Annotated in this window: 14 protein-coding genes; 10 read left to right on the forward strand and 4 right to left on the reverse strand. The window is 68.8% G+C overall.

Annotated elements, in window-relative coordinates; translation table 11 throughout:
• Window positions 1-80 precede the first annotated feature (80 nt).
• Window positions 81-1259 carry a serine hydrolase domain-containing protein gene (locus OG828_RS00270; protein WP_328499633.1) on the reverse strand — a complete coding sequence of 393 codons (1179 nt, stop codon included), beginning with the start codon at window positions 1257-1259 and terminating at the stop codon, window positions 81-83.
• A 253-nt stretch (window positions 1260-1512) separates the two neighbouring features.
• Here OG828_RS00270 and OG828_RS00275 point away from each other — a divergent pair, with 253 nt between their 5' ends.
• Complete coding sequence (locus tag OG828_RS00275) at window positions 1513-1641, forward strand: hypothetical protein (protein ID WP_282615240.1); 129 nt, start codon at window positions 1513-1515, stop codon at window positions 1639-1641.
• A gap of 39 nt (window positions 1642-1680) precedes the next feature.
• Here the strand turns inward: OG828_RS00275 and OG828_RS00280 are convergent, their stop codons facing one another.
• Genes OG828_RS00280 through OG828_RS00290 form a run of 3 tightly spaced genes read right to left on the reverse strand, consistent with a single transcriptional unit; the run spans window position 1681 to window position 4762 of the window.
• Window positions 1681-3129: a helix-turn-helix domain-containing protein gene (locus OG828_RS00280; RefSeq protein WP_328499634.1), complete on the reverse strand. Its 1449-nt coding sequence runs from the start codon at window positions 3127-3129 to the stop codon at window positions 1681-1683.
• Window positions 3126-3920, reverse strand: coding sequence for an SAM-dependent methyltransferase (locus OG828_RS00285; RefSeq protein ID WP_328499635.1), 795 nt, complete (start codon window positions 3918-3920; stop codon window positions 3126-3128). The genes OG828_RS00280 and OG828_RS00285 overlap by 4 nt, the downstream gene beginning before the upstream one ends.
• Complete coding sequence (locus OG828_RS00290) at window positions 3917-4762, reverse strand: helix-turn-helix domain-containing protein (RefSeq protein WP_328499636.1); 846 nt, start codon at window positions 4760-4762, stop codon at window positions 3917-3919. Before OG828_RS00290 ends, OG828_RS00285 begins: the two co-directional genes overlap by 4 nt.
• Before the next feature lie 827 nt (window positions 4763-5589).
• Here OG828_RS00290 and OG828_RS00295 point away from each other — a divergent pair.
• From OG828_RS00295 to OG828_RS00335, 9 genes are all read left to right on the forward strand, one after another.
• Window positions 5590-6213 (forward strand): hypothetical protein, encoded by a 624-nt coding sequence (locus OG828_RS00295; RefSeq protein WP_328499637.1) that lies wholly within the window; start codon window positions 5590-5592, stop codon window positions 6211-6213.
• Entirely contained in the window at window positions 6210-6599 is a 390-nt protein-coding gene (locus OG828_RS00300) for a hypothetical protein (protein WP_328499638.1), read from the forward strand. The genes OG828_RS00295 and OG828_RS00300 overlap by 4 nt, the downstream gene beginning before the upstream one ends.
• A gap of 179 nt (window positions 6600-6778) precedes the next feature.
• The gene (locus OG828_RS00305; protein WP_328499639.1) at window positions 6779-7360 is read left to right on the forward strand and encodes a hypothetical protein; all 582 of its coding nucleotides are present in this window, start codon (window positions 6779-6781) and stop codon (window positions 7358-7360) included.
• Window positions 7361-7395: 35 nt separating this feature from the next.
• Window positions 7396-8199 (forward strand): ATP/GTP-binding protein, encoded by an 804-nt coding sequence (locus OG828_RS00310; RefSeq protein ID WP_328499640.1) that lies wholly within the window; start codon window positions 7396-7398, stop codon window positions 8197-8199.
• Window positions 8200-8309: 110 nt separating this feature from the next.
• A complete protein-coding gene (locus OG828_RS00315) occupies window positions 8310-8927 on the forward strand; it encodes an SAF domain-containing protein (protein WP_328499641.1) in 618 nt (205 codons plus the stop codon).
• Window positions 8927-9751, forward strand: coding sequence for a hypothetical protein (locus tag OG828_RS00320; protein WP_328499642.1), 825 nt, complete (start codon window positions 8927-8929; stop codon window positions 9749-9751). Before OG828_RS00315 ends, OG828_RS00320 begins: the two co-directional genes overlap by 1 nt.
• Entirely contained in the window at window positions 9741-11234 is a 1494-nt protein-coding gene (locus tag OG828_RS00325; RefSeq protein WP_328499643.1) for a CpaF family protein, read from the forward strand. Before OG828_RS00320 ends, OG828_RS00325 begins: the two co-directional genes overlap by 11 nt.
• Window positions 11231-12172, forward strand: a complete 942-nt coding sequence (locus OG828_RS00330; RefSeq protein ID WP_328504768.1) for a type II secretion system F family protein — start codon at window positions 11231-11233, stop codon at window positions 12170-12172. Before OG828_RS00325 ends, OG828_RS00330 begins: the two co-directional genes overlap by 4 nt.
• Window positions 12169-13059 (forward strand): type II secretion system F family protein, encoded by an 891-nt coding sequence (locus tag OG828_RS00335; RefSeq protein WP_328499644.1) that lies wholly within the window; start codon window positions 12169-12171, stop codon window positions 13057-13059. The genes OG828_RS00330 and OG828_RS00335 overlap by 4 nt, the downstream gene beginning before the upstream one ends.
• Window positions 13060-13096 lie beyond the last annotated feature (37 nt).

The following is a 13096-nucleotide window of genomic DNA, read 5'->3' on the forward strand; positions in this document are numbered from 1 at the left end:
CCGGTTCGGTCGCAGCCCAGTGTGCTCAGCTCGCCGGCGTGGTCGTCACAGACACATTCGGCCTTCCCTTTTGGGCGAGGTCAGGAGTTGTCGGAGGTGAGTGCGGCGACCACCCGGTTGATCATGTCCTCGTCCGTGGTCAACGGGGTCGGGGTGTAGGACAGGACGAAGCGGAGCCGGAGGTCGAGAGTGGAGAACACGCGGGTGCGGTAGCCGTACATCTCGCCGGTCTTTCCCCAGAACGTCACGCCGTTCACCGTGGCCGTCTGCAGGCCCATGCTGTAGCGGGCGGGACTGCCGTCCTTCAGCATGCGGACCTCGGCCGGGGGAAGTGTGCACAGCTTGTCCATCGCCCGGGGCGGCAGCAAGTCGCCGGAGAACAACGCCTGTTGGAAACTGAAGAGATCGTCGACGGTGGAGACCAGTTCGCCCTCGCCCCATGTGCTGGAGGGGTTGTAGACGGTGGCGTCGCGCAGGGAGCCGTCGGTCATCCGTAGATAGCCGTGGACATGCGGACCGTGCAGGCGGGGGTCGTCGCCCGGTAGCAGCGTGCGCGTGAGGCCGAGCGGTCGCAGGACGCGGCAGCCGATCGCCTCGCCGTAGCGTTGTCCGGTCAGCTTTTCGATGAGGAGGGCGAGGAGTACGTAGTTGATGCCCCGGTATTCCTGTTTGGTGCCCGGGCGGAACTTCAGCGGACCGTGCGTCACTGTCCGCACCCACTCGTGCGGCGTCCAGCGGTCGAACCGGTGCCTCAGGGCAGCCTCCGGCGTGCTCGTGTCAGGGATGCCCTGGTGGTCGGGGATTCCGCTGGTGTGGTTGAGGAGTTGGGTGACGGTGATGCGAGGGAAGTCGGAGGGGAGCAGCCCCGGAAGGTAGCGCCCGATCGGTGCGTTCAGCTCCACGCGGCGCTCTGTCCACAGCTGGAGTACGACCGTGGCCACGAAGGCCTTGGTGACGCTGCCCGCGCGGAACTTGTCGTCGGGGCGTGCGGCACGCCCGGTGGTGAGGTCGGCCATGCCTGTGGTGCCGTACCAGTGGTCCGTGCCGTGGGCGGCACGTAGTTGGGCGGAGGTGGCCGGCGGGTGGGAGAGGTCGGAGATCGCCGCCTGTAAGGCGCCGGTGTCCAAGCCGGCGTCCAACTCCTCAGACCTGGCGGAGTCCGCCGCCGCCCGGGAAGCCGCACTTCCGGCCGCGACCAGCACGGCACCGGCCACAAAACCACGGGCCAGAGAACGTCGGGAGATCGACTGAGAGTTCATGGAGCTCATGCTGCCGACGGCCTCGTACCCCGGGTATCCGGGATGTCCCCCTGGTATCCCTAATCCAACCCGTACCTGGCGGTACTCAAGTTAATCCAAGAACGTCACAGTGAGTCGACATCCTTTCGGTGTACGCCGCTGCCCCGCAAACGTCGGACCCCGTTCCGGAGTCTCGACGCTCACGAAAGGCCGCAGATCACCGACATCAGGCAGGCCAAACGACTTGCAGGCCATGGTCGACCACCATCCACTCGTGGCCGAGATGGCCCGCGAGGTGCCGCTCGGAGCGGTCGTCCTGAACGACCTCGAAGAGCACGGCCCCACCTCTGACGTGTGGGTGCCGCTGGCCGGCGGGGGACGACGGTCCTGGACCGAACAGTGACATCCCCGCTCCGGTTGGCTGCAGAGAAGAACGCTCTTTTCAGGGCAGTTGTCCCCGGTAGGTTCTGCCTCCTCGCCGCGGCAACCGGGCCGGGGTGTCCTCGGGGGTCGCGATCGTCTCGGCGGCCAGGTGGAGTTCGGCCCGCACGGTCGCGGACGACAGATCCAGGGATAGTGCCCTGCCGCACTTGCTGAGCCGGTCGGTGAGCGTACTGCGGCTCAGGCCTAGCTCGGAGGCAGCGGGCGCTGTGCGGCCGCGGTGTTGGAGCCAGCAGCGAAGGGCGATACGCAGCGGCTTGTCCAGAGGTCTGAGGAGGGCGGTAGCCCAGTGATGGGCGTCGTCGGGGCCGAGTAGATCGGTGGGCAGCGGGGGGTCGGGAACAAGGCGTACGGATGTGCTGACTTGTGGGGAAGGTACCGGGGCCCGCAACGCCAGCAGGAGTTGTGCCTGCACGGTGGGGTTGTCCAGGTCGGCAGCCAGGGCAGTGCCGATCCAGCGCAGGCGTGCACGAACCGTGCCTTCGGACACGTCGAGCACTGCTGCGGCGGCCTGAGCGGACCCCGACCGCAGGTATGCCTCCAGCGTCCGGTGCTGCTCGCGGGTGAGGGGCGTAAGGACGGCGGCGGACCAGCGGGCGAGCCGGTCGGCGGGCACGGCGCGGAGCAGCCCGTGCGAACCCAGGAAGGTCGCGGACGCCAGGCAGCCGGGAGTTGCGCCGTGCCGCGCGTTGCCGGCCTCGGCCCATGCCGTGGCGACCATGTCCAGCGGCAATGGGTCCGAGACGCCGCCGACCAGTTGATGGCGCTCTACGATGCGCGCGACGTAAGGGCGGGCCACGTGGCGGTCGTGGCCGAGGCCGTGGAGCGCGACGACCGCCACCTCGGTTCCCTCCATACACACCAGCATGCGGGGGGCTTTGGAAGTCACGCTGGGCTGCGCTGCTCGCCAATGAGTCTGATAGGCGGCATGCATCTGCGGACCGGCCAGCCGGAACACCGTCGCGTGGGTGGCGGCGGTGCCCAGCACGTCGGTCGCCAGATGGGGCTGGCCGCTCAGCAGGAGATGCAGGACGGCGGTGTGCAGTCTCTGCTCAGCGTGGCGGGTGTCCTCCGCCCGGCGAACCCGCGCCCGCATTCTGAGCAGATCGACGCAGGTCCGCGCGATCAGGTCAATGCGCGATACGGGCGATGCCGGGCCGGGACGGATAACGAGGACGCCACCGGTCATCTTGCGGATCGTCAGGTGCGGGTGCAGGCGGGGGTGCGCGGCGGCACGCACCCCTTCAGGTCCGGCGGTGTCTGGGGTGCTGCAGACGACGCCGCCCGTGAGGTCCGCCAGGACCGCCGAGCCCTCGGCCAGGACTGCGGCTTCGGCAATGAGCTGGGCGTCCGAGTGGGCTGCTGCCCGGGTGAGTCGTCGCACCACCTGGTATCGGGTCAGCTTCACGGGGCGGGCAGGCATGGGCGGCCCGGCACGGCTCGTCGTCATCGGATCCGTGCGACCCCGCCCCAGCCCGCGCGGTCGGTGAGCGTGCCGGTGTTCGCGTCGGGGCGCCAGCGCGGCCAGCTCGTGAACCCGGGTTCGACCAGTTCGGTGCCTTCGAAGAGTTCGACGGCCACCGACGGCTCCCGGAAGATGTAGGGGATCGCACCGGAGCTGTTGTACTCGTCCTGCACCGCTTGGTGTTCCTGGTCTGCGGCGGTGGAGTGGCTCAGTGACAGGTAGCTGCCTGGGGGAAGCTGCTCGACCAGCCGGCGCACCAGACCCCTGGCTTCGGTCCAGTCCTCGATGTGGCCCAGCACGTCGTTGATGACCAGGGCAGTGGGCTGGGTCCTGTCCAGCGTCTTGGCCGCGCCGGTTAAGACGGCGTCCGTGTCGCGCATGTCCGCCTGCACATAGGCGGTGGCGCCCTCGGGGGTGCTGGTGAGCAGCGCATGGACGTGCAGCAGCACGATCGGGTCGTGGTCGATGTAGACCACGCGGCAGTCGGGCGAGATCCGCTGTGCGACTTCGTGAGTGTTGTTACTGGTCGGCAGCCCGGCACCCAGGTCGATGAACTGCCGGATCCCTGCCTTGGCGAGGAAGGCGGTGGTACGTCGGAGGAAGTCCCGCGATTCCTTGGCGAACGGGACGATGTTGGGGTACTTGCTGCTGTAGGCGTCACCGGCGGCCTGGTCGGCGGGGTAGTGGTCTTTTCCGCCCAGCCAGTAGTTCCAGACGCGCGCACTGTGCGCGACGGACGTGTCGATCGGCTGATGCGGGCGAGTCGGTTCGGTCATGTCAGTACGTCTTTCGATTCGTTGGGATGGGGTGCGATGACGCAGGTGTGGTCCATCAACAAGTGATATGCTGACACCGCGTGCAGGCTGTTCAAGACTTCGGCTGTTCCGCGGAGATCTCCTTCACGGACTACGTGGTCGGGGATCTCCGGTACGTCGACCCGGTACAGGGTCACGGTCGGCATGCCGGTCATGGGGTGGCAACGACCGTCGAGTGGGTGAATCTGCAAGGTCACATCGGGGCGCTCGACGGCTGCCCTCAGTGCCTGCCGCTGCTCGGCCATCACATCTTCGTCGCCTACGGACGTATGCAGCGCCGCGGCGGACATGATGGCCCAGATGCGGGTGTCCTGGTGACGCAACCGCTTCTGGCGTTCTATGAGCAGCTCAGTCCGTCGGTCCTTGTCCGCGGGGGACAGGTCAGGTCTGCGGACGTTTTCGACGGCGCGGGCATAGGACGGCGTACGTAGCAGGGCAGGGACGAGGGCCGGCTCCCACACGCGGATGATCCGGGCCGCGGATTCCACGCTCATGAGGTCCAGCTGCCATGAGTCCATGACAGACCGCCACGGATGCCACCACCCGGGGAGGTTGGCAGCCGCGAGCTGCCCGAGGAACGCTTCGATTTCGGCCGTGCCCGCGCCGTACGCCGTGAGCAGGGCATGGACCTGACCTTCGTCCAGGGAGGTCTCGGCCTGCTCAATGCGGCGCACTGTTGCGGTGTGGGCCCCAAGTGCATGGGCGGCCTCGCCCCGGGACATCCCGGCCGCCTCACGCAACGTTTTGAGCCGGGTGGCTAGAACCAGGTGCGCGACGGTCCTTCCAGACCTTGCGCGAGCCACAGCATCCCCTTCCGGCACTTTCTACAACCTGCGGGTAGTGCAAACTCTGTACCTTGCAATCTCCGTTCACAACCCTTTGAGTATGTCTAACCCGCCGCAGCCGGCGCGCAGTTGGTAGGCGACGGCATGCCGCGAGATCGCGGTCGGCCGCCGACGGGGGCTCCGTTCACATACGTGCCGTCGCACCGGCCCGGGAGTAAGTCGGGTGCGGTCGACGTCTATGGGGACAGGATCGGGAGGACGCATGGACAGACGTGATCTGCGGCAGTCGGCCCCTGGAGGGACTTCCGTCAGCAGGAGGGACGACGGCGCCGGATCCGGTTCGGCGGCTATGCGCGCCTGCACGATGTAACACGCACAGAGGTGGCCGCCCTCGGAGGGAACGGCCACCTGGCGACTCATCCGAGTCAGGCACACCAGGTACAGACCCATCCATCACTGGGGTGCTCCGGTCGGCGTGTTCGCGGCACGCCGCTGGGCTCAGGATAGACCGGCTCACGCACAGGATCGCGACGTCCTGTGCCGTCCGGCCGGATCCCGATTCTGAGCCCGGGGTGCCCTGCCCTCACCCAAGGATGTGACATGCACACTACACACTCGAGTGCTGCGGGCCATCCCCCGCCCGCCGCTCCCGGCACTGCACGCCGCGCCCCGGCCCTCCGGCCCACGCCACAGCCCCCTAAGAGGCCACCGACCGGCACCGACCGGTGACTTCGGTGCACAGCCGCAGCTCATACCAGCCTTTGCTCGCCCGGCAGCCGGCTTGCCGCGCCGCGGTGACCGACGGTCATCCAGCCGACGCACCCTGACGTCCGGAGGGCGTAACCGTGCACACGACAACACGCCTCGTCGACCACTCCGTCGGCGGGCCCGTCACTAACGAGCCCCGCCATGCCAGGCTCGCCGCCCACCTGCCCCAGCACCTGGGCCTGCCCGGCAACTCCCCTGCAGCCGTCGCCACATGCCAAGCCCCGGCCAGAGCTCGGCACGCACTGCGGGAAGCTGACGTCCCCTCCGTGCACTCCCCGAACCACCAACTGGGCAACACCTTCGAGGACCTGGTGGAGACCGGCGGCAAGAAGGAGGGCCAGCAGCTGGCCCCCACCAAGGAGTTCACCAAGAACTACACGAACCGCACCAAGGTCAAAGAGGCCAGCTTCGCCACGGTCAAGCACTTCGACGGGAAACCGGCGCACCCGAAGGTGTACGCGCTGCGCCTGGCCGACGGCGGCGTCCTCGCGCTGTTCCCGAGCGCCTACACCATCGAATACCTCCACAAGCGGTTCATGAACGGCGGCAGGATCATCCCGGGCCCGGCGGAGGCGGTCTACAACAGCGAGCGGCGGCCCCTGATCACGGACGAGTATCAGGGCCAGGCCCTCGCGACACTGACCCTGACGGGCAAGCCAAAGGTGCTCACCCACAGGTACACGATGGCGAACTCCCGATGAGACCCGCCCAGACATCCTCGCCGCGCATCCCGCAATCGCTGAGGCAAACGTTCGCGACCCTCGACGAGTGGGCCCACAACCGCGACCAGCGCTTCGCACGGTTCCTCACCAAACGGCTGGCCGAGGCCGAGGCACTCGGCTGCTGCCTCGCAGAACTCAAGGCCCTGGCCGGCGTGCAAGACGTCTTCGCCGAATGGCTCGCCCAACGCGACCTCGCCACCGAGGACACCGACGACCTGCACCTTAACCAGGTCAGCACCCTTGGCTGGGCGTTGCGCAGCGTCGCTCACAGTATCTGGGCCGGCCATCCCGAGTGGGAACTGTCCTTCCATCCCGCCGCAACCAAGCCGCCGATCGACCCGCTGACGGCCTTGCTCGGCAGGTGAGCGGAGGCATCCAAGTCACTGAGATCAACTCGCCTAGCGCACTGGGAAGTTGCCTGGCATATGCGTAATCTTCTCGCTACGCAAACGCACCACCGCGGCTTGACCGTGCCGCGGATCCGGGCTGCCGTGCACCGGTGGCAACAGCGGCCATGTCATACCGCGCTCCACGGGGAGGCTTCGTGAAACGCCGCGCACACCACTCCGCTGTTCACTTCCGAAAGACCGCCACCGCGTCCCTCGCACTGTGCGCCGCGCTCGCACTGACCGCGTGCAGCTCATCCGACGGGAAAGACGAGGCGAGCGACGAGTCACCGACGGTCACGCAGTCGCCGACAGCTTCTGCCAGCGCTGATCCGGAGGAGACCGCGGTCCTCGCCGCGTACACCCAGTCCTGGGAAGCCCAGACCAAGGCCTACGCCAAGGCGTCTTCCGCAGGCACCGACTTGAGGAAGACCACCACTCTGCGAGCCCTGGGGCTCATCGAGCAGGACCTGAAGACCATGCGGAAGGCCGGGCAGGTGACGATCGGGAAGCCGATGATCCGCCCGCGGGATCCCAAGATGACCGACGGTGAGATTCCCAAGGCCACCCTCACGGACTGCGTCGACACCACGAACTGGACGCTGATCGACAAGGCCACGAAGAAGAAGGTCCCACTGCCGTCAACGCGGCTCGTCAAATACGTCAGCACCGCAAAGCTCGAGAAGTGGGGAACGAAGTGGATGGTCACAGAGTTGACCGCTCAACCGCAGACCTGCTGATACGGCGCCCCGCCCTACTCGGTGCCGCTCTCGTCTTGGCCGCCGCGGGCACCGCCCAGGCCGACGACGGTCCCGATGTCGGTGCGGGCAAGTGCCAAGTCGTCAAGTTCTGTGTCGATGTCAGCGTGCCCGGCGAGACCGGCGGGGAAAACCAGCAGGCCAGCTCGCAGGGCAGCGGCGGCGAGAGCAAGTTGAAGTGCGGGTACACAAAGATCGACCCGGAACCGCCGGTCAGTGCGAAGGAGCTCTGGAAGGGCGCCGACCCGAAGAAGAGCGACCTGTACTTCTACTCCTGTTCGGACGGCGGCCAGAACAACCCCGACGGATTCATCACCGTGCCGAACGGCCAGCCCCCTCAGCAGCAGGCGAATCCTCAGGAGCTGGCGCAGCAGGCAGTCGACTCCATGACGCTGCTCCGCCCGGACATCGCCAGCCCCAAGGCGGCCGGCAAGTACACCGTGGGCGTCCCGATGTGGATGTGGGTCAACCAAAGCGCCACGACGTTTGGACCGAACACCGCGTCGGCCACGGCGGGCGGGATCACCGTCACCGCGACCGCAAAGGTGTCGAAGATCGTGTGGCAGATGGGCGACGGCTCCTCCGTGACCTGCAACGGCCCGGGCACGCCCTACGAGGCATCGGAAGGCATGACCCAGTCGCCGACCTGCGGACACGTGTACTCCAAGACCTCGGGCGGCTCCCAGGGCGGCAAGTACCCGGTCACGGCGACCTCGACGTGGACGATCGACTGGCAGGGCGGCGGAGCGGCCGGCCAGCTCACCGAGATCCGGCAAACCAACGTGCAGGTGGCGATCGGCGAGCTGCAGGTCGTCAGGTAGCGCCGCGGAAGGACGAGACGTTGAGCAGGACCCAGGATCGTGTAGAGGCAGTCAGCTCGAACGGGGTCCCCCACCAGGGACGTGGGGCCGGGCCCGTCGCTCCCCCACGGGTGTCGGCCCGCCGTCGCCGACCAGGTGTCATCGCCCTGTCACTGGCTCTGATCGCCGCCGGAGGAGCGGGGGTTGCCGTCCTGCTGCTGCAGGTCGGCCACCGCACCGAGGTGGTAACCGTGGTCCGCACCGTCCAGGTCGGCCAGGTCGTGACCGAAGACGACCTGGGCACGGCTTCGGTGGCCCTGGACCCGGCCGTCAAGTCGGTGCGCGGCACCGACCTGGACTCGATGGTGGGGAAGCGGGCCGCTGTTGAGCTCAAGCCCGGTTCCCTGCTCGCCCCGTCCCAGGTGACGAAGGACTCGCTGGTGAAGGCTGGTGAGCAGTTGGTGCCGATCGGGCTGAAGCCGGAGCAGGTGCCGGCCACGGCACTGATTCCGGGCCAGAAGGTGGATCTGGTGCACGTCCCGGCCCAGGGCCAGGCGGACACAGGTAAGACGTCCGGCACCCTGCGGGAGACCATCACCGGACGGGTCGTGAAGGCCTCCAGCGCCGCCCCCGGCACGGGGATCGTAGTCGTCGACGTCGCCACCACCGCGCAGGAGGGGCCGACGGCCGCCGCGTGGGTGGCGGCCGGCACCCTGCGCCTGAACCTCGCGGCCCCGGACGGCAGCTGATGGCTGTCATCGCGCTGGCCGGGTGCAGCGGCGCTCCTGGCGTGACCACGAGCGCGCTCGCTCTGCTGTTGTCGTGGCCGCTGGAGCCGGGCCGGAGGATGATCCTGGCCGAGTGCGACCCGGACGGCGGGGCTGTGTTGCACGGTCTGCTGCAGGGCACGCTCGGTGACCGGTACGGGCTGCGCAACATCTCGGTCGCTGCCCGCAAGGGCGAGTTCAGCGACGCGTTCTGGCGTCAGCTGATCGACTTGAGCAGCGAGGACGGCAAACAGGTCTCGCCGCGCGACCGGTTGCTGCTGCCGGGCATCACCGACCCTGCACAGGCGGCGAGCCTGGGCTCGGTGTGGAAGGTGCTGGCGCAGATGTTCCGCGGCATCGATGCCGAAACCGGCCACGACGTCCTGATCGACCTCGGCCGCCGGGGGGCGTATGGGCCGTCCGGTGTCCTGGCCGAGCAGTCCGACGCCGTTTTGGTGGTGATCCGCAACACTCTGCGCTGCCTGCAGGCCGCTCAGGCCCGGGTGAGCGAGCTGGAGGAGCGCGTCGGCGACGTCGGGCTGATTGTGATCGATGAGGGGCCCTACCCCGCGGGCGAGGTGCAGCGGGTTCTGCAGGTGCCGGTGGTGGCGACCCTGCCGTATGCGCCGAAGGATGCCCGCGTGCTGTCCGACGGCGCCGAGCAGACGCGTCACTTCACCAAGTCGCCGCTGATGAAGGCGGCCCGGACAGCCAGCAGCGTGCTGGTCCAGCGGGCCGCGATGCGGCGGGCCCGCCTCGATCCGCGCGGCGCCTTTGCCACGGGGGAGGTGACCCGTGCGCGGTAGGCCTCTGCACGCCGATCCGACCGTCGCTCCGCCGCCCGGCCGCCCCCAGCAGGCCTGGCCCCGTCCGGCGAACGGAACACCGGCCGGAGCTGCCTCGAGTGCGCACGCGCTCGGCGCCGCGGCTCCGCAGGTCAGCGTGGATTACAAGGTCGCCCGGCACATCGCTGCCCAGGTCGCCAAACAGCGCGAGGAGTGGCTGAAGACCACGCCGGACGTGGACCGGGCCAGCGAGGAGCAGCGCTGCCTGGACTGGATCAACGAGGCGGTCGCGCTGTGGTCGGACGCCCAGGCGATGGCCCCGCACGAGGACGAAGCCCTGCGACGCGCTGCCTATGACCTGCTCTTCAGGGCCGGCCGGTTGCAGCCGTATCTGGACGACGAACGGGTTGAGGACATCATCATCCAGGGCCCGGACCAGGTGTGGCTCGACTACGGCGACGGCGAGCGCCGCATGGTCGGCCCCATCGCGGATTCCGAGGAGGAACTGCTGGAGCTGCTGCGGGAGTTGGCCCGGGGCTCCGGGCACAGCGAGCGCACGATCTCCACGGCGAACCCGACGCTCGCACTGTCGCTGCAGGACGGCTCCCGCCTCCAGGCGATCACAGGGCTCGGGCCGATGACCTACGCGGTCATCCGCCGGCACCGGGTCTCCCACGCCGATCTCGACGACCTGGTCCGGCTGGGCACGATCGACCCGATCCTGCGGGAGTTCCTCGGCGCCTGTGTACGCGCCGAGAAGAACATCATGATCGCGGGGAAGCAGAAGGCCGGGAAGACCACGCTGCTGCGGGCGATGCTCAAGGAGTTCGACCCGGAGTGCCGCTTCGCCACCGTCCAGACCGAGGACGAACTGTTCGCCCACGCCAACGGCTACCACCGCCAAGTCGTCTCCCTGGTGGGCCGCGAGTCCAACGGTGAGAAGGACGTCACCGGCCGCGGCGCCGGTGAGGTCACGCTGCTGGACCTGATGCACCCGGCGCTGCGGATGTCGCTGGAGCGGATCGTGGTCGGCGAGGTCCGTGGTCCCGAAGTCGTCGCCATGATGCAGGCACTGACGAACGGGTCGGGCGGCAACCTGTGCACCATCCACGCGCGTCGCCCCGACATCATCTTCGACCGGATCGCCGAGCTGTACGCGCTCGCCCAAGGCAACCTGTCCGAGCAGCTCGCCTACCGGCAGACCGCCAACGGTCTCGACTTCATCGTGTACGTCGACATGACGGACGAGACGCAGATCGGCGGCCGCCGCCACCGCTACGTCTCGCACGTCCTGGAGCTCACCGGGATCGGCGAGTCCGGCCGTCCGGCGACAAACGAGATCTTCTCCCCCGGCCGGGAGTTCGGCGAACTGCGGGCAGTGCCACGCATGGACCCGGGCTGCATCGACGATCTGCGCCGGGTCGGCTTCGACTCCACGCTGCTGCAGCACCCGTACGGGGCGTGGGCGGCGCCGCTGCCGTTGAAGGTGGGGGCGGGCCGATGACGCTGTTGTTGGCACTGCTGAGCGGCATGGCTGTCATGGGCGGGCTGATCGGTGTGGTGGCAGGCGTCGTGGGCACCACGGCGCCGCGCAGGCCGTCGCTGAGGCAGCGGTGGAAGGTCCTGGGCGCGGGGCAGGCGGAGGATGTCCGGCTGCGGCGGCGGACGCTCGCGGCGGCCGGGGCCGTGGTGTCCGTTGTGGTGTGGCTGGTCTCGGGAAACTTCGTAGCCGGTGCGATGCTCGGCGCAGCCGTGGTGGGCGTGCCGTGGCTGATCACGCCAGCGCAAATCGTGCAAGAACGCATCGGCCAGCTGGAAGCCCTGAGCGAGTGGACGCAGCGCCTGGCCGGGCTGCTGCGACTGGGCATGGGCCTGGAACAAGCGATGATCACCAGCCGGAAGGGGGCACCGGAGGAGCTCGCCGAGCAGATCGCGGGCCTGTCGGACCGGCTGCGCCTGGGGTGGCGGCCCGAGGAAGCGTTGCGGGCCTTCGCAGACGAGCTGGACGACATCACCGCGGACAAGGTGGCGGCCGCGCTCATCCTGTCCGTCAACGACCGCGGCCCGGGCCTGGCCCAGGCACTGGAGGACCTCGCCGCGACCGTTCGCGACGAAGTCGCCGGCAAGCGGAAGGTCGAGGCCGACCGGGCCAAGTCCCGCACCACGGTGCGCTGGATGACCTTCATCACCCTCGGCATCGTCGTCGCCGGGTTCTTCGTGCCCTCCTTCACCCGCCCCTACAACACGCTACTCGGGCAGCTGGTGCTGGCGGTCCTGACCGCAGGGTTCGTCGGCACGCTCGCCCTGATGAGGTCGCTGGGCATCTTCCGCCGGATCGCGCGCTTCCTGGAGGCCGATCCAAGCAGCACGGTGCGCCTGCCCGCGCTCTTGGTGGAGACGGATGTGCCGGGCGAGCGCGAGGTTGAAGGGGTGAGCTCGTGAACCTGTTGCCTGCAGTGGTCACCGGCGGCGTAGTGGGCGCCGGCGTCGCCCTGTTGGTGCGTGAACTGCTGCGCCCACAGCCCGCCTTGGCCGCGGCGCTGCAGCGCAGTGCCCCGGGCCTGTTGACTATGCCGGAGCCGGAGCCGGAGCTGGACCGGGACGAGGTCTGGGGCCGGTGGCTGCTGACCCGCCTGGGGCGCCTGCCCGCAGTGCGTATCCCCGCCAAGAACCTGGCGCTGCTCGGGCAGGGGCCGGGAGCGTTCATGCTGAAGAAGGCCGCGCTCGCCGGGCTCGGCCTGCTCTGTCCGGTGCTGGTCTCCATTCCGTGGATCATCGCGGGTGTTTCCCTGCCGTTCTACGTGCCCGCCGTCGCCGGGCTCGCCGTCGCCGGGCTGCTGTTCATCACCCCCGATCTGGTCGTGCGGGACCAGGCCAAGCGGGCCCGGGAGGAGTTCGCCCACGCGCTGTCCGCCTACCTGGACCTGGTGGCGCTCAAGCGGGCCGCGGACGCGGGCCCAACCGAGGCCCTGGAGAAGGCCGCCGCGGTCGGCCGCGGCTGGCCCTTCCTCTACCTGCAAGCAGCGCTGCGGCGCGCCCGGCTGGAGAAGATCCCGCCGTATCAGGCACTCGAGGACCTGGCGCACGAGTACGACCTGCCGGTCCTGGAGGACGTCGCCGACATCATGCGCGGCTCGGCCACCGACGGCGCCGCCGTCTACAAAGCCCTGCGGGCACGGACCGCCGCGCTCAACACCGAACTACTCGCCGCGCAGGCCGCCGAGGCGAACGCCGCCAGCGAAAAGATGACCGCCCCCGGCGCCCTGCTCGCCGTGCTGGTCATGCTCCTGATGGCGTTCCCCGCGGTGATCCGCATGCTCACCGTCTGACCGAACTGATGCAACGCACAGCACGAACTCTGTGGAG

This window comes from Streptomyces sp. NBC_00457 (assembly GCF_036014015.1).
In the GTDB taxonomy this organism is placed as follows: domain Bacteria; phylum Actinomycetota; class Actinomycetes; order Streptomycetales; family Streptomycetaceae; genus Streptomyces.